Here is a 21679-nt window from a genome sequence, read left to right on the forward strand (position 1 = left end):
CGCGGCGCCCCGGGCCCGCCGTCATGCCGGGTCAGCAGGTACGGCCGACGTAGTGCGCGCCCTGGATCTTGCCGGCCGAACCCAGCCACGTCTTGCCGGGGGTTACGCAGCGCTCGTAGTCGGGGCCCCATGCCACTTTCACTTTGATGACCACGCGTGAGCCGTCGCTCGTGCAGTGGTTGTAGAAGGCGTCGCTGCCGGTCTTGTAGAACCCGCAGGGGTCGGCGGCGGCCGACGGGGCGGCGGCGGTGGACAGTCCGAAGATGAGGGCTACGGCGCCGAGGACAGTCGGCAGGAAACGGCGAACGCTCACGGTTGACTCCTTCTTGAGGACGCGATGCCCGAGCACTGGTGACTCGTGCACGCGGAGAGCGTTGCAGCAGGCACTCTTGGTGGTCGTACGATGTCGCTCGTACGAGTGGGGGAGTTCACCCGGTCGGGTGCGGAGGTGTTTGAGGTACATCAGGGCCCTGTCGAGGGGACTTTGCGCAGGTCAGCCCGACGAGGGCGGCACCTGTGCGGAGGTGCCGCCCTCGCTTTCTCCGGACTCCCCCCTCGGGAGCTGCCGCCACCCCAGTCGGCGTGGGAAGGCGGCCTTCAACGGGGCTGCCGAGCGGTCGGTTGTTTGCCCATCACCCCCCACGGGATCGAGCAATCCGGGCCGTTCGCGCCGCCGTCGAATTGAGTACAAGCATTCCTCCGGCCCGCCGGGTGGCGCGACCACTTTCAAGTCTGGCCAAAAGGGCATGGTGACCGGGTGTGTTGGCGTGCATACTCAGGCGTGCCGGGGGCCGACTGAGGAAACCAAGGGTGGGGGTTCGGTGTTACGCGTCCATTTCAGTGGACTCGATCTGGCCCGTGTGCGCATTGCGGCACGCCCGGACGCACTGTGGGAGACCGTCTTAAGCTTTCATCGCCTGCGTGACAGACGTGACGATTCGGCGTTCGGCAAATGGCGATCGGAAACGCGCGGAAAGTTGAATGGCGAAGCGCGACTGCTGGCGCCACTCGTGCCCACGCGCGGCTATTTTCCCGATTTCCTGACGCCCGCCGAAGGGCTCCTGGGGATGGCCGACGCACTCGCCGCACTGCGCGAGACACCCGCCGCGCGCCTCTGCGACGAGCTCTCCCGGCTCTCCACGGCCACCCGTCCGCTCCCGTCGTGGATACGGGCGATGGCCGACGGCGACACCCGCGCCCTCGGCCGGCTCGCCGGCGTACTGCAGCGCTACTACGAGGCGGCGGTCGCCCCGTACTGGTCGCGCGTCCAGGGCCGAATAGAGGCCGACCGGGCCACCCGCGGGCGGGCGCTGCTGGACGGCGGCGCGGACCGGCTGCTCGCCTCGCTGCCTCCGATGATGCGCTGGCGCCCGCCCGTGCTGGAGGCCGACTATCCGGTGGACCGCGATCTGCATCTGGGCGGCCGGGGGCTGCTCCTGCTGCCTTCGTACTTCTGCCGCCGCACCCCCGTCACCTTCCACAACCCGGATCTGACGCCCGTTCTGGTCTACCCCGTCGAGCACCAGGCGCCCCGGCTCACCCCGCACGTCGCGCCGGAACGCTCCCTGGGCCGGCTCGTCGGCCAGACCCGCTCCGCGATACTCCAGGGCGTCGGCGTCGGCTGCACCACCAGCGAACTCGCCCGCCGCGCCGATGTCTCGCTCGCCTCCGCCAGCCAGCACGCGACCGTCCTCCGCGACGCCGGCCTCCTGGTCACCCTGCGGCAGGGCAACGCGGTGCTGCACACCCTCACCCCGCTGGGCGCGGCCCTGCTGCGCGGCGCGCGCCAGGCGGAGGGGCCGGCGTACGAACGGCTGGCGTGAGACGCGTCGGTGAGGCGGGGCCGGAGGTCAGGCAGGGTCCGTGGCCGGGCAGGGCTTGCGATCGGGTGCGGCCCGCGGCCACTACGGGCGATCGTCTCGCCGTCAGTACGGGCGATCGCCGGCGATGGCGACCCGTTCGGCGACCCGGCGGTGCGTCCCGTAGTCGTTCACCGCGTAGTGCTGGGTGGCACGGTTGTCCCAGAACGCGATGTCCCCCGCCTGCCAGCGCCACCGCACCTGGTACTCCGGGACGTGCGCCTGCTGGAACAGCACCCGCAGCAGCCGGTCGCTCTCCGCCTTCGCCAACCCCACGATCCGGGTGGTGAAGGACGCGTTGACGAACAGCATCCGCCGCCCGGTCTCCGGGTGGCGGCGCACCACCGGATGCTCCACCGGTGGGAACTCCGCCTGGAATGGCGCGAGTTGGGTCGCGGTGCAGAAGCGTGCGAAGCCCGGGAGATAGTCGTGCACCGCATGTGCCCCATCGATCAGGGCTCTGATTTCCATCGGCAAATTGTCGTATGCCGCCGCCATATCGGCCCACATCGTGTCTCCGCCCACCGGCGGCACCTCGCGCAACTGCAACACCGCACCCAGCGCCGGCCGTTCCCGGAACGTGACATCCGTGTGCCATACGTTCTCGAACGTAGGGGCCCCGCCGGCCGCCTTGTCGAACCGGACCACATCCTTCGAATCGCCCGGAGCCAGCAGCGGATTGGTCTCCAACTCCCCCCAATTACCAGCGAATTCGCGCTGTGCGGCGGAGCTCAGATGCTGGCCCCGGAAGAACAACACCTTCCACTCCAGCAACGCCCGGTTCAGCTCCGCGCGCAGGCCCTCGGACAGCGGCCGGGACAGATCGAGCCCGCGGATCTCGGCCCCGATGGTGGCGGCCTGCGGCACGACCTCGAACAGCTCGTACGGCCGGTCCTCCCATCCGTCGGGCGTACGGCGCAGGGGGCGAGGCCCTTCGTACAGCCCGTCGGCGGGGATGCGGTGCGGGCGGAGAGGCGGGGTGGGGGCGGGGGTGACATCGGCGAGGGTCGTCAACTGGTCCTCCTGGAGGGAAGGGGGAGGCGCGCTGGGGGGAGGAGGTGAGGCAGAGAAAGCCGTGCTGGGGGAGAGGGGAGTGATGTCGCGTGGCGGCGGCCGAGCCGAGCCGTCCCGCAGGTCAGGCCGTCAGGCCGTCCCTCAAGTCAGGCCGTACAGCGACAACCGGCCGGGGGAGACCCCACCCGGCCGCGGCGGCGCAGAAAGCTCAGGCCGCGGGGCGCGCACTCGCCGTGGGGGCCGCGGTCGCGCGGCTCCCCCTCACGGGAGATCGGGTGCGTGCTCATGCCACGCACCGTACCCCATGCCCCCGCCATCAATGCATGGAGCATCGATGACCGAGACGTCAGTCATCCGACCGAGGCGTCAGTCGTCTGCGCGAGGCGTCAGTCATCCGACCGAGGCCTCAGCCATCTGCGCGAGGCCTCAGTCATCAATCCCACTACGCTCCACCCCCGCCACGATGTACCGCTGGAGCAGCAGGAAGACGACCACCAACGGGGCGATCGAGACCGCCGCGGCCACGAACAGCTCATGCAGATTGAGGTTCTGCGCGGTGGTGAACGTCGACAGTGCCACCTGTACTGTCCAGGCCTCCTGGTCCTGCCCGATCACCAGCGGCCACAGGAACGCGTTCCAGGCGCCGATGAAGACGATGGTGCCGACCGCGGCGAAGACCGGCCGGGTGTTGGGGACGACGATGCGCCAGTACGTCCGCCAGTAGCCGAGCCCGTCGACCCGCGCCGCATCCTCCAGCTCCTTGGGGAAGCCCAGAAAGTACTGCCGGAAGATGAAGCAGGCGAAGGCGCTGAACAGCGTCGGAATGACCAGCCCGCGCAGCGTCGAGATCCACCCGAGCGACGACACCAGCACAAAGCTCGGCACGAACGTCACGGCCGCCGGGACCATCAGCGTCCCCAGGATCGCGTAGAAGACGACATTGGCGTGCCGGTACGGGATCCGCGCCAGGCCGTACCCCGCGAGCGAGGCCAGCACCACCGTCCCCACGGTCGTCGACACCGCGATCAGCGTGGAGTTCAGCAGCGCCCGCCCCATGGGCAGGCTCGGGTCGTCGAAGACCTCGGTCAGATTCGACCACTGCAGAGCGTGCGGGAAGAACCTCCAATCGGGCGCCGTGATGTCCCGCTCGGTCGCCAGCCCGTTGCGCACCAGCAGATAGAAGGGGATCAGGAACAGCAGCGCGAGGGCGATCAGGACGACGACCCGCAGCGCGCGCCCGGCCCTGGTCAGAGCGTCATGCATCGGTGCTCAGTCCTCCTTGCGGCCGAGGCCGAACCAGCGTGCCTGCACCACCGTCGCCACCGCGATGATCAGCGCCAGAATCACCGCGCCCGCACTCCCCAGCCCGAGATTCTGATCCCGCCCCAGCGCCGTGTAGTAGAGATAGACCAACGGAGGCCGGGCATACGGCGGATAACCCCGCGCATCGCTCAACAAGTTGTAGAACTCGTCGAACGCCTGGAACGCGTTGATCACCAGCAACAGCACCACCGCCACCGACGTGGCGCGCAACTGCGGAAAGGTGATGTGCCGGAAGGTCTGCCAGCCGGGCCGCGCCCCGTCGACCGCCGCCGCCTCGTACAACTGCGGCGAGATCCGCTGCAGCCCGGCCAGGAACAGAATCATGTAGAACCCGGCCTGCAGCCACAGCCGTACGGTCACGATGACCAGCCAGTACCAGGGCGGATCGGTGGTGGACAGCCAGGCGGTCTGATCCGCGCCGAACCACCCCAGCACGGTGTTCGCCAGCCCGAACCGCACCCCGTTGAAGATCGACAGCTTCCAGATCACCGCCGCGACGACATACGAGCAGGCCGTCGGCAGAAAGAACACCGACCGGAAGAACGCCTGGGCGAAGCGCAGCCGGTTGACCATCAGCGCGAGCGCGAGCGAGAGCGCGTACGTGGCCGGCACGATGAAGACGGTGAACAGCAGGAACGTCCCCAGGCTGCCGAGAAACGCGTCATCGGTCAGCATCGACGCGTAGTTGTCCAGCCCGACGAACTCCTCGCCGGTCGGACTCACCGTGTTGTGCGCATCGAAGAAACTGAGATAGACGCTCCACACCAGCGGTACGTAGGTGAACAGCCCCAGCCCGATGGCGAACGGCCCGACGAAGGCCCAGAACCAGAGGTTGCGGCGCTGCGGGCCGAGCAGCCGGGCACCGAGGGAGGGGCGCCCGAAGCCGCCCGGCACCACCGCGGCCCGCGCGCCCGGTACGTCCTTGACCGCCCCTTCAGCCGCTCCTGTCACTCCCGTCACTTCTTCTTGACCCGCTCAAGCTCGGCATTGGCCTTCCGCACCACGGTCTTCAGCTCACTCTCCGGGTTGGCGCCGTCCTTGATGATCCGACTCAGCGCGTCCTGGTAGGCGGTACGGTCCGCGGTCGTCCACAACAGCGGCTCGGCATAGCCATGATCGGTCGCAAACCGCACCGCATCCGCGGCCGCGCCCTCCCGCAGCTCCTTGGCCTTCTTCGCCAGCGAGATCCGGGCCGGGATGTGGAAGCCGTACGAGAGCGCGAAGTCCTGCTGGTACTCGGTGCGGTCCACCCACAGCCACTTGGCGTACGCCTTCGCCTCCGCCTTGCGCTTGCTGCGCGCGCTGACGGCGGAACCGTACGCACCGACAGGCACGGAAGGCTTCCCACCGGCTCCGTCCTTGGGAAACGGCAGCACCCCGAAGTCGTCCCCCAACGCCTTCTTGATCTGCGGCAGCGCCCACAGCCCCGACCACTGCATCGCGGTCAGCCCCTGGATGAAGGCGGCCGGATCGGACCAGTCCGTGGGGGCGCCGAGCAGCAGCGACTTGTCGGCGTACAGCTGGCGGATCTTGCCGAGCGTACGGGCCGCGGCAGGATCATCGAACCCGACCTTCCCGTCCTCCCCGATCAGACTCAGCCCGGCGGCGAACAGCGGCGTCCCACCGAGCACCCCCACCCCACCGTCATTCCCCAGGAACAGCCCCTTGGCCTTCTTCGTGGTGAGCTTCTTCGCCGCGTCCACCAACTCATCGAGCGTCTGCGGCGGCTCAACACCCGCGTCCTTCAGCAGACTCTTCCGGTAGTAGAGCAGCTGCATGTCGATGACCTGCGGGATGCCCCAGATCTTCCCCTGCCAGATCTTCGGCGCCAGCACGGCCTGGTTGAAGTCATCCTTGACCGGCTCGACCTCGGCCGTCAGATCGACGACCTGGCCCCCCTGAATCTGGTCCAGCAACGGCCCATTGACCTCGAACACATCAGGCCCCGCGTCGGTGAGCAACGCCGCCGCCGTCTGCCGGTCGTAGTCGCCCGGCCGCCACTGCACCGAGACACTGGCCTTGTCGTAAGCCGCGGCATACCGCTTCACGGCCCGCTCGACCCCCGGCTCCCCGTACTGGTGGTACCACTGACTGATCCCCGGCCCCGAACCCCCGCCGCCCCGCCCGGTGTTGGACCCGCACGCCGTGGCGAGCGCTGCCGCAGCAGCCACCCCGCCCCCGGCCGCCAGCAGCCGCCGCCTGTCGATGCCCGTCATGGTCCCGTCGCCCCCTGCGCTCGTAACCTGCTGCCTGCCGGTGATCGTCGATCACCACACGGTGCGACCGCCCACTCTGCCGCACGCCCGTGACACACACATTGCATCTCTACGAACCAAACCCCGGAACGGCCTACCACATTCCCTGATCACCCATCAGCCACCCCTCACCCGACCCATGGTCTCCCCGCAGCAGCCGTAGGCCCTCAGCCCGCCGGGGCATCCCCCCACTCCCCGTCGGCAAAGCGGTCCGGTGCGAACCGGAGCTCAAGCAAAACCAGACCGCGTAGGCCGGGCGCGGGCTGCCACCCTGCCTCCATGAATCACACGGAGGCACCCGCAGAAGTACTGCTCATCTGTGCTATTCGCAAGGGCGCTGAGGTCGGACGTCCATCAGTACGATCCGGAATCGTCCAATTCGCCTTCAAAAACCTCGTCCCAGTGATCGCCGGTCTCCGTGGCGGGGTCGATTTCCTCGACCCATTCCCTGAGGCTCCACCGGGCATCCACGGCTTCAGCGAGGGTGGGCAACCAACTGATGCGGTACTCACAGTAGAGCCGTAGCACCGTGGCGAATTGCGGAAGGCTGCCGGCCAAGAGGACTGTGGAATAACCGCTCTCCGTGTCCTGGAGGGCTGCTCCACTCGATCCGTCCAGTACCACGGCTCCTCCCATCCATGAGCCGATCCGGTAGAAGGGGCCATCGGCCTCTGGTCCGGGGCGTCTTCTGGCCATTCGAATTCCGGGAGCCCTTGTTCGTCCAGGGGAAGCAAGGAGAGAAACGGGGTCTGTCCGTTCAGGTACGGCAGGCCAATCGTGCTCAAGAACTCTCGGGCCGTTGGATTACGCAGCCCGTCGGGCAGCTCGGCGTCGGCAATTGTCCGGCACCTTCCGGTACCGAAAACCCTCTCCAGCCATGACTTCGAAGGGGCGTCATCGGCAAGCGCCTCCTCAGGACACTGCCATGTGGCCGCTCTTGTCACAGGTCCGAGGTACGGTCCGCCGCCCCACACTCCCGTTTCGGAATCGGCCGAGGCCACTACGTTCACTGCGTAGAGTCCGCCTTGTCCACCGATCACCCAGCGACCTGGCCCGGCAGGCCTGATGCTCTTGTTGACGTCGGGAGTTCTGGGCGCCGGTAGCGCTGCGTCTTCCTGGAACTCCGCCGGCCTGGGCGTGTCCTGGGTGTGCGGAATCCGTACGACCCTCTCCGCGCCCACCTCCGTGCCGTCATCGAGAGTGAAGACACGCTCCACATACTGCTCATTCAATGGCCCGCCCATGTCGTCGTACTGGACGACCCGCCGTATGACGGCGACCGGGACTTCATCCCTGCGCTGAATGCGCACCTGGTCGACACGTCCCACTTCGCCGTCCACCGGACCGAATACGGCGTACGGCCGCTGATGGGACCAGAGCGTCCGCCAGGGCATATCGACGCCAGCGCTCGCGAGTCCGTCTGCGATATCGCGTTGCCCACGGTTCACAGCCGCCCAATGCAACCAGGAATCCCACTCGCCATTCGAGACGGGATCAACTCGCTGCGTTTCCAGATAGTGAATATCCGTTGCGAGAGTGCCCTGTGGCACACCGGCCGGCCAGGCCGCTGCCAGTCCTTGCAGCAGCCCGTAGCGATCAATTCGGGCAAGCATCTCTCCATTGCCCAGCAACTCCTCGAGGGCACCGCCGAGCGCCGCGTGCAGCGGCAGAGCCTGAGCGGCGTAGCGAGCCAGCTCGGGCGGGCCGGCGTGCGCGGAGAGGTGACGGAAAAGGCGCTGCTGCTCCATGGGAGAGAGGGCACTTGCCGCGCGAGCCATTGACCGCACCACTGGTGTGGTAAATGCAACGCTTTCGGTGCCGTCCTCGGCAGCTCCTACAGCCAGATGGTCCGGGTACTGGGCGACGAGTGACCGCAGTTCTCCCTCGTCCGTGCGGTGCTCCAAAGCTTCGCAGAGCGCTGACCACACAGGAAAGGCAACCGTCGGCGTCTCGGCCGCAGAGAGGAGCTGAACGGCACGGTTTTGCGACACGGCACTGGCCTCTTGAGGAGTTCCGGCGCTGCCCGACTCGTCGCTGCCAGTGAGCAATACCTCCTGCAAGTGGCGGCGGTGGGGGATCCGGGCACGTTCGGTATCACCTTCCACCACGATTCGCAGACACCTGCGGTCATCGCGCCCGAAGCGTTCCGCGACCATACGGAGCACACGCCCGGGCTCCGTCGATGTGATCGTGGGCCCTGCCCATTGGGCGTTGGCCAGTAGCACGACCGCATCACGATTGATGAGCCCTTGCGTACTCCAGAGGCTCGATCGCCGTTCGTAAGCAGCCTCCGGATCTACCCCCAGACCGAGCAGTACATGAATCGCCACTTCCTCGGCACTCAGATGGACACAGTCGACGAGCACTGCGTCGGGCACACGTCGACGGACGTCGTCGAGTACCGGCCCTGCACCGGAACCGGTGGCGCCGCGCAATACGAGCACGCCGCTTTTGCGCCGCGGCTCACTGAGCCAAGCTTCCAGCTCCCCAAGGGCAGTTGGAGGTGACCCCACGTTCTTGCACTCCGGTCAACTCAGGGGGCTGTCTGGGGCGGCACCACACCAGCGTCCTTGGCCCGTGCTGCCGCCATCCAAATTCGCAACAACTCACCACGGTACTGGCTCATGTCACGGTCATACTCTGCCTTGACTTTCTCACGGTCCGGATCGTCGGCGTTCCGTGCGGCCGCTTCCGCCTGCATGGCATCCTTGCGCTCCTCGTACGCCTCCCTGAGGCGGGCGCGGTCCTCCTTGACCCGCTGGAGCTCGGCGTTCACCTTCCACACCACGGCCTTCAGCTCACTCTCCGGATGGGCCCCGTCCTTGATGATCCGGCTCAGCGCGTCCTGATACGCCGTACGGTCCGCCGTTGTCCACGGCAACGGCTCGGCATGCCCGTACTCCGTCGCATACCGCACCGCGTCCGCCGCCGCACCCTTCCGCAGCTGCTTGGCCTTCTTCGCCAACGAGATCCGCGCCGGGATATGGAAGCCGTACGACAACGCGAAGTCCTGCTGGAGGTCGGTCCGGTCCACCCACAACCACTTGGCGAACGCCTTCGCCTCCGCCTTGCGCTTGCCGCGCCCACTGACCGCCGAACCGTACGCCCCCACCGGGACGGCCGGCTTGCCCCCTGAGCCGTCCTTCGGGAACGGCAGGACGCCGAAGTCGTCCCCGAGCGCCTTCTTGATCTGCGGCAACGCCCACAGTCCCGACCACTGCATCGCGGTCAGCCCCTGGATGAACGCGGCCGGATCGGACCAGTCCGTAGGCGCCCCCAGCAGCAAGGACTTGTCCGCGTACAGCTGCCGGATCTTCCCCAGCGTCCGGGCCGCCGCCGGATCATCGAACCCGACCTTGCCGTCCTCGCTGATCAGACTCAGCCCGGCAGCGAACAAGGGAGTCCCGCTGAGCACCCCCACCCCACCGTCGTTCCCCAGGACAAGCCCCTTGCTCTTCTTCGTGCTGAGCTTCTTGGCTGCGTCCACCAACTCGTCGAGCGACTGTGGAGGCTCCACCCCCGCATCCTTGAGCGCACTCTTGCGGTAGTAGAGCAGCTGCATATCGACGACCTGCGGGATGCCCCAGATCTTGTCCTGCCAGATCTTCGGCGCCAGCACGGCCTGGTTGAAGTCGTCCTTGACCGGCTCGACCGCATCGGTCAGATCGACGACCTGCCCACCTTGAATCTGGTCCAGTAACGGCCCGTTGACCTCGAAGACATCCGGCCCCGAGTCGGTCAGCAAGGCGGCCGCGGTCTGCCGGTCGTAATCCCCGGGCCGCCACTGCACCCGCACCTCGGCCTTCTTGTACTCCGCCGCATACCGCTTCACGGCCTGCTGGGTCCCCGGCTCCCCGTACTGGTGGTACCACTGACTGATCTCGGGACCCGAACCCCCGGCGTTGCGGCCGGTGTTGGACCCGCACGCAGTGGCCAAGCCCGCCGCCAGGGCGATCCCGCCGCCGGCCGCCAGCACTCGCCGTCTCTCGATCCCCGCCATGGCCCGTCGCCCGCTGCGCTCGTAACCCGCCGTCTGTTGCTTCCTGTTGATCGTCGATCACTGCACGCTGCAACCGCCACTCTGCCGCACGACCGTGAAGCGCGCATTGCATCTCTACGAACCGACCGGCGGCTCGGTTATCACCGGCGGCTCGGTTATCACCGGCGCCTCGGCTGTCACCGGCCGCCGATGGCCCAGCCGTAGGAAACGTCGTTGTGAACGGGCGCCTGACAATCACCGCTGTGCCGCCCGACGTGGGCCGGTACAGCGCCGTCACTCGTTAGGAGATCGGAACGATCGTCGACAAGCCGGCTGAGGGCCGTCTCGGCGACCGGCTCACCGGTCAGGGCGCTCGCCGATTCAGCCCATATCCGCATCGGCACTTCGCGGGGCTCGGCCAGGGCCAGCCCGCAGAAGAGGGGATTCCAGCCCTTCCGCGGTCTCGCTCTCCGGCAGTCGAAAGATCGCCTCGGACCGCTCGGGGAGGTCGCGCGGAGCGGTATGCGCCAGCACGGTGACATTGCCACTGTTCAGGCCCGGGACGGTTCGGGAGATCAGACGTTCTGGTTCGTATGAACGCCGGGTCGGGCCCGCCCGGTGAAGATTGACGAGCAGCACCGGACGAGCTGTGGAGATCTCCCGCAGAGAGTTCCGCCAGCGACTCCGGCTGCCCTGCGACGCGTCCACCCCGAGGGCGACGAGGACCTCTTTGTGAACCTCCTCCGTGGTGAGCCCCTGGGCGTCCACGACGACACTGCCTTCGACGCGCCGGTGGACTTCTCGCAGAATCGCCCCGCCATTCGTTCCGGACGGGTCGACAAGAAATGCTGGCGGGCCACCGGGCTGCGAAGACCCTGCCACCAGTCGCTGACGACGGTGACGGCACGTGCGGGGTGGTGAGCTTCAGGAGGTATGCCCATGCTTCGGCCAAGCCCCTTTCTCTCGTGCCGGCGCGCTGGTCAGCCCTCTCACGGTGTCAGTCGTTAAGGAAGGCGTACGACCACGCGGGAGCTTCCGCGCCTGTTTCATCGACGAGCAACTGGGCGCTCTGCACGTGCTGCCGCAACAGGTGGACCTCGTCGTCATCCTCGATGACGGCCTTGAGGCGAAGGCCGGTGACCCACAAACCGACCAGGGTGAGGAAGCTCTCCAGACTGCAGGCCGCGGGCAAGGCCGCCAGATGTTCCTCATCCGGCTCTGTGGGGATGCGGAGCACCTGACCTGAGTGGCCGTCGATGACCAGGTCGCCACCCATCCAGAACCCGATCTGGAAGAGCGGACCGGCCCCTTCCGGGGCGCTGATGCCCGACGGCCAGGAGACCTGTTCCAAGGCTTCGGGCAGCCGGCCGGCCCATCCCCAGGGGTAGATCGCCATGCCGCTCTCATCCACAGCGGGCAGGCCGATGTCGGTGAGAGTGCGCCGGGTTGCCGGGTCGGTGAGTCCGGTGGGGAGTTTTCCTTCTCCGAACTTCCGGAACTCGTCGGCGCCGTACAACTCGATCAGGTCCGCCGGACCGGGCGGTGGTGCGTCGACGGGCGTCGTTTCATTTGCCGCCACGTACGGGCCGGAGAGGGGACGCACTTCAGGTGAGCTGGTCCCGGTGAAGGCTTCTCCTGCCGCGGGCTTGACGGCGAACAGGCCGCCGACACCACCCAGGACGGTCACCTCCTCAAGGACCAGCGGGGGAGCGGCGAGCAGCAGGTCGTGGACCGCAGGCTCGTCCGGCATGGCTTCGAAAAGCTCGTCAAACGTCGTGGGTCCCGAATCTTCCTCTTCATCGGGCCACGACAGGTCGGGAAGGTGCTCCTCCGGAATGTCCTCTCCGTACCAAGGCCCGGCCAACAGCCGGCCGGTGAGGGGGTCCCAGAGAGTCGTGGACTCGTCGGCGTCGTAGAGGCCGGCAATGGCTGGTCGTCCTTGCCACTGCACTTCGGTCATGCCGTCGCAGGCGCGGAATGAGAGGTAGCGATGGTGGTAGGCACCTGGCGGCCGCCACTGCGTCCACTTCGCCTTCCACGGGAGGTCCACGCCCGAAGCGGCGATGGCGGAGGCGAACGCGTCATCGCCGCGTGCGGTGGCCATGAGGTGCAGCCAGGCAGCCCACTCTCCTTGCGCGGCCGGAATCATGCCGTACAGCCAAAGGTAGGAGGCGTCCGCAGCGGCCGAGTTGCCGGGAAGAGTGCCGAAGCTCGCACAGGCAGCGGCGTCCAGCAGCAGGAGCTGGGAGACGTTCGCTATTGCCTGCCCGTCCTGGAGCAGATCACCGAAGACCCTCGCAGGCCCTTCGTAGTCTGCGGGAATCCCCTGGTAATAGCCGGCACGTGCGGCATGCATGGCAAGTCCGGTCGCGACATAGGCGCCTTCGTGGCCGTGCTTGCTCCACCCTTCCGGGTGCTGGAATTCCGGAGAGATGTCACGCAGCCACTGGACCATGTGCCGGTTGACGTTTTCGACGTCCCGCTCACCGGCATTGCGGCGCAGTTCTTCGGCGAGGCTTTCGTCCGTGAACCGGACGCCGCTCTCGTCGGAGGCAAGCTCGGCCGGAAACTCCTCCAAGACCTCCAGAAGGGCTGACTCCGTCAGCTGTTCGCCGGTCAGAGCGGCGGTGAGCTCAGCCCACATGCGCAGGGGCACGACGCGCGGTTCCGACAGGGCCAGCGCACGGACAGGCTGCGGCCAGTCGCGATGCGTGGACTCCGGCCCCTCCACATGCACCGCGACGGGTGCGCGTACGGAGCGCCGCAACGGCCCGCTGTGAACGACCAGTCCAGCCTTGCCGCCGCTCAATCCCTGAACTGTTCGGGAAAGGAGGCGTTCCGGCTCGTACGAGAAGCGAGTGACTCCTGCCCGATGAGCGTTGATGACGAGGACGAGCCGAGGCTCTTCCAGTCTCCGCACCGACACGCGCCAATTTCGACGGCTGCCCGCAGAGAGGTCAACGCCAAGAACCCCGAGTATTTCGGTGTGCAACTCTTCGGCGGTACGCCCGGTGGCATCCAGCAGAACACTACCGGCGATGGTGCGGTGGACCTCACGCAGAACCTTGGCGCCGTCGCGCCCTGAAGTGTCCGCCACATGGATCCACTTGCCGCCGGGGCGCTCGTCCCCCCACCACTCGGTGATGAGGGAAACGGCATCCTCGCTCGACGTGATGTTCGGTGACCGTTCCTGGTTGCCCATTATGCCTCTACTGACGTCCCTGCTTGCTTGCGATTCAGCATCGAGATTCGGGTGTGCGCCCAGAGTTCACTGATGACGTGCAGATGGCTCTCCATCTCCGCCGACATCTCTGTTTCATTATCCGAGCGTGCTTCCTTGACTCGAGTATTTATCTGCGCGTCAGTGAGCCCCTCCTTCTTGAGTTGCTTCTTCAGGTCCGCCTCGGAGAGGTGGCTGTTCTCCTCGATGAATTTGTCGCGATTGGCTTCCAGCTCGGCGCGCTTCTCTTGCTGTGCCTCAGCGCGTCCATCGGTGTCCTCGCGATATGTGGTGCTGTAATATACCGGAATCTTCTGCTCGGCCAGTGCCTTGCGCAGCTCCAGCGAGCAGTCGGCGTGCCCCGGGCTCTCCTTGGGGGTTCCGCACGGCTCTCGCTCGGTGTAGAGCCCGGCTATGGTATAGCCCTCCTTCCCCTTGGTCGCATTGAGGCGATTTATCCACTGGAGAATGTGTCGCTCGGAATGGCGCGGAGTTGCTCCGTCGCTCTGGGCAGGAACTGACGAATCGACAATGTATGTGCTGTTGCCGTCGGAGTCCACGACTTCCACAACGGCGTAGTTCTTTTCGGAGAAGTCGGGGACATTGTCTTTTGCGTCTTTGAGGAGCGTCGCAAAGCGCGGCGTGATGTTTGCCTTGTCCGAACCCGTTTTTGCTCGCTGGAGGTCCTGCATCGCCTTGTAGGCCGCGCTTCCCTTTTCGCGATACTTCGGCGGTATGAGGTTGGCTTTCCCCTTTCCGCTTGCCGTATTCGCTCGGCGGGCGGCGGCGGCCGACTCGTCGAACTCCGTTGCCGGGTCTTCCCGGTCCTTTTGCTGCTGCCGCGCCGCACCCTTGTAAGGCGTCTGGCCGTCGGGTGCACGCTCGGGGCTGCTTCCTACGCTGTTGTTCGCGTGGAATGCCAAGCTCATGCGGGCCACGGTGGCGATGACGACATGTCGATGGCCGTCATTCATACGCGAGAAGTCGGGGCCGAGGATTTCTCGGAGTTCCTTCTCCGTGAAGGCGGTCGGAGGTATGTCCGTGTCCTTGACGGCATCCCGTGCGGCCGCGTGATCCTGCTTTGCCTGTTCGTACTTCGCTGCGGCATCCGCCAGGGCTTGCGCGTTCTTGTCGCTCGGGTTCTCGTCGTTTTCCTTGAGTGCCTTCGCGTGCTCCGCTCGGGCGTCGTGGAGAGCATTCCTGGCATCCGCGACGCCTTGCGTGACGTCCACGTAGGCGGCTCGCCTATTGGCGGCCACCTCCAGGAGGTTGGCCAGACGTCCGTCTTTCGCCCATTCGCGCAGGTGTGTGTAGGCAGGATTATCCGCAGGGTTTTCGGGGTGCAGCTCGATCCTGTGGACCGGGGTGCCGACGCTTTCGTGCTCCCGCACCAGACCCTGGGACGTGTCGGGTGGACGGTTCGAATGCTTCAGGTCCGACGCTTCAGGCTGCGGAAGGTCTTCGTTTCGTGCCTTGCGCGACTCACTTGCAGTCTGGTGGTGCGGGTCGTCGGCATCGGGCATGTCCACGTCGGAGGTGTTGTCCGGCGTGTAGTCGTTCGGCTTCTGATGTTTCTGGGCGGCTCCCTCGTCGATCTCCATGTCGTCGGGGGAGAGCTTGTGCTTCTTGCCGTCGCCACTGCCGGCGGGTTCGGCGGCCGGTCGGCGGTTGTTGTTTGCCGCGTCCCGGGAGGGAGTGGCCTTAGTGCTCGGGGCGGGTTGGCGGTTGGCGTCGAGCGGGATGGCGTGGACGCCGTTGGAGCCGTCGTGCAGGGGCTTGTCGCTGCGTTTGCCGGTTTGGGCGTCGACGTAGGTGATTTTGCCGTTGTGGTTGACGACGTTCCAGGCGTGGGCGCGGCCGTTGCGGTCCTGGGTGACGATGACGGCTTGTGAGCCGTGGCCGGAGTTGCGGAGGTCGTTTTCGAGGCGGTTGAAGGCGTCGCGGCCGTTGCCGTAGTCGTTGAAGCGTGCGCCGAGGGTGTTTTCGATGCGGTCGCGGCCGTTGTTCTCGCCGCGGTCGGAGGGGGTGCCGTCGGGGTTGGTGTCGGGGGTGCGGTGGGCGGCGGCGGTGGGGTTGCCGGAGTAGGTGTCGGCGGTGGCGAGGGCGGCGTCGACGCAGTTGTTGTTGCGGCCGGGGGCGTCGGGGCCGGGGTCGTTGATGGAGTTGACCCAGTTGCCGTCGTCGGGGTCGGGGTGGCGTTGTGGTTCGCCGTTCTCGTCCTTGGGGATCGAGTCCTGGACGTGCTGTTGGTGCTCGTCGGTGGGGCCGTCGAGGCCACCCGGGCGCTCGCGGTTGCGGGTTTCGGAGGAGGGGGTGGGGTCGTCCTGGTCGGACCGGTCCGAGTCGTCGGAGTGGTCCGAGTTTTCTGCGTGGTCCGAGTGGTCCGAGTGGGTTGAGTCCTCCGACGGATTGCCGTGGTCGGCATGTTCGGTGTGGTCGGCCTGGTCCTGGTTGTCGGACTCGGCCTTGTGCTCCGAGGGGACCTCATTGCCTTCGGCGTTCTCCTCCGGTCGAGAGGAGTCGTCGGGGCGTTCGGCTTGGTCGGGGCGTTCGGCGTCGTTGTCCGCAACATGATCGGGGGATGTCCCCGGATCGTTGGGCGCCTGGGAGTCCGTCGTCTCCTGGGCAGGTGCGCGTCCGTCCGTGTCGGGGCGCGGGGTGGTGTCGGTTGCGTCCGTCTCGGGCCGATTGTCCGGGTGGTTGGCATCCGGGGTCGGTGAAGTGCCGGCCGCGGTGTCGGGGGCTGCTGCCGGGTGTTGGGGGTGCTGCGGGTTCTGCGGGGCCTGCTGCTGGTAGGGGTTGTGGTTCTGGGGCTGCTGGTGAGGCTGCTGTGTGTACGGTCCCGGCTGCTGCTGCTGCTGCTGGTGGGGCTGGGCGTACGGGCCGGGCTGCTGTTGGTTCGGCTGCTGGTACGGCCCGGGCTGTTGCTGCGGCTGCTGGGCGTAGGGGTTCGGCTGATGCTGCGGCTGGGCGTACGGGTTCTGCTGCTGGGGTTGCGCGTACGGACCCGGTTGCTGCTGGTACGGGCCGGGCTGCTGTGGCTGGGCGTACGGGTTGTGCTGCTGTTGCTGCTGGGGGGCCGGCTGCTGGTGGGGCTGCTGGGTGTACGGTCCCGGCTGCTGCTGGTGGGGTTGCTGGTATGGCCCCGGCTGCTGTTGTGGCTGTGGTTGGGCGTAGGGATTTTGCTGCTGCTGGGCGTAGGGGCCTGGCTGCTGTTGGTGGGGCTGTTGGTACGGCCCGGGCTGCTGTTGCTGCTGCGGCTGTTGCTGCTGCTGGGCGTACGGGTTCTGCTGTTGGTGTTGCGCCTGGGCCTGGGTTTGTGCCTGGGCCTGGGCCTGTGCCTGCGCTTGTGCCTGGGCTTGGGCCTGTGCCTGCGCCTGGGTTTGCGCCTGCGCCTGCGCCTGGGCCTGCGCCTGGGCCTGGGCTTGGGCCTGGGCTTGGGCCTGTGCCTGTGCCTGGGCTTGGGCCTGTGCCTGCGCCTGGGTTTGCGCCTGCGCCTGCGCCTGGGTTTGCGCCTGCGCCTGCGCCTGCGCCTGCGCCTGCGCCTGCGCCTGCGCCTGCGCCTGCGCCTGCGCCTGGGCCTGTGCCTGCGCCTGGGCCTGTGCCTGCGCCTGTGCCTGCGCCTGGGCCTGTGCCTGCGCCTGCGCCTGTGCCTGTGCCTGCGCCTGCGCCTGGGCTTGGGCCTGCGCCTGGGCTTGGGCCTGGGCTTGGGCCTGCGCCTGGGCTTGCGCCTGGGCCTGGGCTTGGGCCTGTGCCTGTGCCTGTGCCTGTGCCTGTGCCTGTGCCTGCGCCTGGGCTTGGGCCTGGGCTTGGGCCTGTGCCTGCGCCTGCGCTTGAGCCTGGGCCTGCTGTTGGGCCTGGGCCTGCTGTTGGGCCTGGGCCTGGGCCTGGGCCTGCTGTTGGTTTTGGGGGTTCTGTTGCTGGGGGGTCTGGTTCTGGGTCTGGGGCTGGGTGGGGTCGAACGGTTGGCGGTTGGCGTCGAGGACCAGGTGCCAGACGTTCTTGGCGCTGGTGTTGATGGGCTGGTCGCTGACCTTGCCGGTCTGGCTGTCGACCCAGACGACCTTGCCGTTGTGGTTGACCGCGTTGAAGACGTGGGCTCCGCCGTTGGGCCAGGTGACCAGGACCGCCGCCGCGGCGCCGGGGCCGGCGGCGTGGAGATCCTTGGCTATCTGGTCATAGCCGTCCTTGGAGTTCGGGCCGGAGTTGCGGAACTTGGCGCCCGTGTACTGCTCGATGTTGCGGGTGCCGTCGCGCTCGCCCGAAGCGCGGTCGATGCCGCCCTTGCCGTCCGGGTCGTAGGTGCGGACCCCGGACACCTGCGGGTTGCCGTACCAGGACTCCATGAAGGAGCGGGTGCAGTCGGCGCAGTTGTTGGAGCGGCCGAGGACGGTGGGGCCGCCGTCGTTCTGGAGCTGGGCCCAGGGCTGGAACGGGTCGTTGAAGGCCCGTGGGGTGCCATCCGGGTTCCGCGGGAAGTTCGCTTCCAGGGCCTGCTGGTCGTGGGGGAAGGGCAAGTACAGGCCGCTGGGCTGGTGGTTGAGGGTGACCCGCACGTCGAGGTGGCTCGGGCGGTTCGAGGGCTGCTGGACCGGCGCCTGGTGCTGTTGTTGCTGCTGCTGGTCCGGGGTGGGCTGGGTCTGGTTGGGGTTCTGGTGCTGCGGCGTGGGCTGCTGGTGGGGAGCCTGCTGCTGGTGGGGTGCCGGCTGTTGCTGTTGTTGCTGCTGCTGGTTTTGGGGCTGGTGTTGTTGGGGGGTTTGCTGCTGCGGGTGCTGTTGCTGGGTGGGCGTGGTGCTTTGGAGCGTGGGCTGCTGCTGGTGCGGTTGCTGCTGCTGTGGCGTCGGCTGCTGCGGCGTGGGCGGCTGCGGCTGCGGCTGCTGGTTCTGGTGCGGGATGTTGGGGTTCGGCGCGCTGGGAGCTTGGGCACCCGGGCGTGACGGGGCCTGCTCGGGGCCGTCGGCCTGGGGTCGGTCCGAACGGGTGGGGTCAGGCTGCTGCTGTGTTGTGTCCGGGCGGGACGACTCCGGGCGCGACGAGTCCGGGTGCGACGAGTCCGGGCGGGTGCCGTCCGGGCGGGTGCCGTCGGGGCGGGATGCGTCCGGGCGCGGCGTATCGGGGCGCGTTTCGTCGGGACGTGTCGCGTCGGGACGGGTGCCGTCCGGGCGTGTGTCGTCGGGGCGCGACGAGTCTGGGCGGGTGCTGTCAGGACGGTTGCCGTCTGGGTGGGTTGCGTCAGGACGTGTCGCGTCCGGGCGGGTGCCATCGGGACGTGTGCCATCGGGCCGTGTCGCGTCGGGGCGGGCGCCGTCCGGAATGGTGCCGTCGTGGTGTGAGTCCGACGGGTCCTGCTGGGGGTGCTGCTGCCGGCCGTCGCCCTGGCCCGGGGTGTCCGGGCGGGTGGGGTCGGTGTCGTGGAGGGGGCCGTCGAGGTGTGGGTTGTGTGGGGGGCGCTCGGGGGTGGGCTGCTGGGTGTGGTCCTGGACGATCTGCGAGCCGTCCGCGCGGCGGTTGTTGCCGGGGGGTGTGGTGGGTGCGTCGCGGCGCGGGCCGTCCAGGCGGGGGTTGTACGGGGCCGACGTCTGTTCCCTGCGGGGGCCGTCGAGGCGGGGGTTGTAGGCCGGGGCGTCGGGGCGGGGTTGCTGGGTGGCGTCGTGGATGGCCTGGGAGCCATCGGGACGGCGGTTGGTGCGTGCAGAAGCGTTGCCGCCGTTGGAGTTGGACGGTGTGCCGCTGCGGGGCGCGGTGGGGGTGGTGGCGCCGCCCTGGGGCGGCATGGCGCCCATCATCGGGCCGCCGGCCTGGGGGGAGTTGGGCTGCGCCTGGGGCGTGGGGGTGGAGGGCGCGCTGGTGCCGGGGTCGGCGGTGTGCTGGGTGCGCGGGGGGAGGGTGGCGGTGCCCGCGGACTGGGTGGTGACGGTGGTGTCGTCGGCGTCCTCGGTCGGCATGGGGTTGCCGGGGGCCGGGTCACGCTGCTGGATCGGCTGGCCGGACGAGGGCGTGTGGTGTACGGGGGCGCCCTGGGGCGGCGTGCTGACGTGCGGCATCGAGGTGCGGCCGCTGCCACCGGTGTTGCTGGAGTTGTCCCCGTTGCCGGAACCGTTACCGGATCCGTTGTTGGTCCCGTTGCCGGTTCCGTCGTTGGAGTTGTCGCCGTAGGAGGGCGGGTTGCCGGCTACGGGGTCCGGGGTCGGCGAGGGCGTCGGGGTCGACTGGGGCGCGTCAGGGTGCGAAGGCCCGCCCTCGTGGGGGGAGTTGTCCGGCGCGGGGGCGGGGCGGGCGGCGTCCGGAGTGGTGTCGGGGGTCGGCTGGGTGCTGACCGAGTCCGTGTCCGGGCGTGCGAAGCCCGGGGTGGTGTCCCGGGTCGGCTGGGTGGTGATCCCGTCGGAGTCGGGGCGGGCCGAGTCGGGGGTGCGGTCGGGGGTTGGCTGGGTGCTGACGGCGTCCGTGTCCGGGCGGGTGGCGTCGGGGGTGGTGTCCCGGGTCGGCTGGGTGGTGATCCCGTCGGAGTCGGGGCGGGCCGAGTCCGGGGTGTTGTCTGGGGTGGGCCGGGTGCTCGCCGAGTCGGAATCCGGGCGGGAGGCGTCCGGGGTGGGGCCGCCGGAGTCGGGGGTGCCCGAGCCCGGAGTGCCCGAGTCCGGAGTGCCGTTGGAGTCGGGGGTGTGGGAGGCCCCGTACGGGCTGTCGTTGCCGCCCGAGTAGCCCTCGTCGAACGGGGAGCGCTGGGCCGGTGGCGGGAGGGGCTGCGCGTCAGGGACGTTGTGCGGGGTGTCCGAGCCGTTGGGGGAGCTGTCGGAGGAGGGGGAGGGAGAGGAGGGGGAGTTGGTGTCGGGGCCGGCGCTGTCCGGGGTGCCGGATGCGCCGGTGTTGTCCGAGGCGCGGGGGGTGTGGCTGGTGGAGCCGCCGTCCGAGCCGCCGCGGTTGCCGCCGCTGGAGTCGTTCGACGTGCTGGACGAACCGCCGCCGTCGGAGCTGCTGCCCGAGCCGCTCCCGGAACTGCTGCCGGAGCCGCCGTCGCCCGCACCACTGCTGGAACTGGAACTGGAACTGGAACTCGAACCACTGCCGGAGCTGCTGCCGGACCCGGACCCGCTGCCCGAGCCGCCGCCGTCGCTGCTGCCGCTGCCCGAACCGCTGCCGGACCCGCTCTCCGAGTTACCGGAGCCCGCGCTGTCGCCGTCGCCGCTGGAGTCGCTGCCCTCGCTCCCGTGTCCGGCCGCGCTGTCCAGGCCATGACGGGCGTGTCGTCCGGCCCGGCCGCCGGCGCCGTCGCGGAGGCCTTCGCCGAGGGTTTCGCCGGTGTTCTTGATGGCGTCGGTGGCGGCTTTCTGGCCCTCCTTGAGGGTGCGGCCGGCGTTGTAGCCGTTCTGCGCGCCGAAGTTCTGGTTGACGGTCTGGGCGATGATGTCGGAGACCATGGCCTCCAGCGCGGAGATCACCGGCTCCTTGGCGGCCTCCAGGATGGTGTCCAGCAGCTGCTTGGCGACCTCCTTGAGGATCTTGCGGATCACTTCACGGGTGGCCAAGGTCGCGGCCGCGCCACCGATTTCGGAAAGGCCGAGGGTGAAAGGCGCCGCGACCTGTGCCGCGATGATTTCCGCGGCCAGAATCGCCAGCTGGACAATCACGGCGACCTTCATGCCGATGACCAGCATGGCGGCGGCTTCCAGCGTGAAGGCGATGACCTCGGCCGCCTCGCGGGCGTCGTTGAAGTAACCGGAGCCGCCGGAGAACTTCTCCCAGGTCTTGCTGAAGCCCTCGATGGAGTCGCCGTAATTCTGGCTGACCACATTGGAGGCGTAGGTGGTGCCCCGGGCCTGGTGGCCCTCGACCTCGGCTGCGAAAGTGCGCCAGACCTGGGCACATTCCATCAACTTGTCTTCGTCTGCGTGCGGCCAGTTGAAGCCGAGCATATCCAGGACCCACTCAAGTGGATCCGGCAGCATGACAGACAAGGTAGAGCTCCCCCGTGAAAAAAGTGCAATTTGGCGTGGTGTGGACGGAGGCCTTATGAAAAGGCCTCCACGTCAAA

10 protein-coding genes and 1 pseudogene are annotated in these 21679 nt (G+C 68.1%); 2 read left to right on the plus strand and 9 right to left on the minus strand.

What is annotated here, in order from left to right:
* Positions 1 to 31: 31 nt before the first annotated feature.
* On the minus strand, positions 32 to 313 hold the full coding sequence (locus DY245_RS11160; RefSeq protein ID WP_128506162.1) for a DUF6355 family natural product biosynthesis protein: 282 nt from the start codon (positions 311 to 313) through the stop codon (positions 32 to 34).
* A gap of 664 nt (positions 314 to 977) precedes the next feature.
* Between DY245_RS11160 and DY245_RS11165 the strand changes: the two genes are divergently transcribed.
* Entirely contained in the window at positions 978 to 1823 is an 846-nt protein-coding gene (locus tag DY245_RS11165; RefSeq protein WP_128506164.1) for an ArsR/SmtB family transcription factor, read from the plus strand.
* A gap of 102 nt (positions 1824 to 1925) precedes the next feature.
* On the opposite strand, the gene DY245_RS11170 is transcribed toward DY245_RS11165, so the two are convergent.
* The 5 genes from DY245_RS11170 to DY245_RS11190 all read right to left on the minus strand — a co-directional run bounded on the left by DY245_RS11170 (position 1926) and on the right by DY245_RS11190 (position 7147).
* Positions 1926 to 2873: a TauD/TfdA dioxygenase family protein gene (locus DY245_RS11170; RefSeq protein ID WP_128506166.1), complete on the minus strand. Its 948-nt coding sequence runs from the start codon at positions 2871 to 2873 to the stop codon at positions 1926 to 1928.
* Between the two features lie 426 nt (positions 2874 to 3299).
* Entirely contained in the window at positions 3300 to 4136 is an 837-nt protein-coding gene (locus DY245_RS11175; protein WP_128506168.1) for a carbohydrate ABC transporter permease, read from the minus strand.
* A 6-nt stretch (positions 4137 to 4142) separates the two neighbouring features.
* Complete coding sequence (locus DY245_RS11180) at positions 4143 to 5090, minus strand: carbohydrate ABC transporter permease (protein WP_181923622.1); 948 nt, start codon at positions 5088 to 5090, stop codon at positions 4143 to 4145.
* Positions 5091 to 5152: 62 nt separating this feature from the next.
* A complete protein-coding gene (locus tag DY245_RS11185; protein ID WP_181923617.1) occupies positions 5153 to 6412 on the minus strand; it encodes an ABC transporter substrate-binding protein in 1260 nt (419 codons plus the stop codon).
* A gap of 393 nt (positions 6413 to 6805) precedes the next feature.
* Entirely contained in the window at positions 6806 to 7147 is a 342-nt protein-coding gene (locus tag DY245_RS11190) for an SUKH-4 family immunity protein (protein ID WP_128506170.1), read from the minus strand.
* A gap of 452 nt (positions 7148 to 7599) precedes the next feature.
* On the opposite strand from DY245_RS11190, the gene DY245_RS11195 reads away from it, so the two are divergent.
* Positions 7600 to 8232, plus strand: a complete 633-nt coding sequence (locus DY245_RS11195) for a hypothetical protein (RefSeq protein ID WP_128506172.1) — start codon at positions 7600 to 7602, stop codon at positions 8230 to 8232.
* A 965-nt stretch (positions 8233 to 9197) separates the two neighbouring features.
* Here DY245_RS11195 and DY245_RS11200 read toward each other — a convergent pair.
* From DY245_RS11200 to DY245_RS47510, 3 genes and pseudogenes are all read right to left on the minus strand, one after another.
* Positions 9198 to 10451: pseudogene (locus tag DY245_RS11200) on the minus strand (ABC transporter substrate-binding protein); the annotation flags it as partial.
* A 976-nt stretch (positions 10452 to 11427) separates the two neighbouring features.
* Complete coding sequence (locus DY245_RS11205) at positions 11428 to 13632, minus strand: SUKH-4 family immunity protein (RefSeq protein WP_128506175.1); 2205 nt, start codon at positions 13630 to 13632, stop codon at positions 11428 to 11430.
* On the minus strand, positions 13632 to 21593 hold the full coding sequence (locus DY245_RS47510) for a toxin glutamine deamidase domain-containing protein (RefSeq protein WP_181923619.1): 7962 nt from the start codon (positions 21591 to 21593) through the stop codon (positions 13632 to 13634). The genes DY245_RS11205 and DY245_RS47510 overlap by 1 nt, the downstream gene beginning before the upstream one ends.
* Between the last annotated feature and the right edge of the window lie 86 nt (positions 21594 to 21679).

This window comes from Streptomyces inhibens (genome assembly GCF_003389455.1).
Lineage (GTDB): Bacteria > Actinomycetota > Actinomycetes > Streptomycetales > Streptomycetaceae > Streptomyces > Streptomyces inhibens.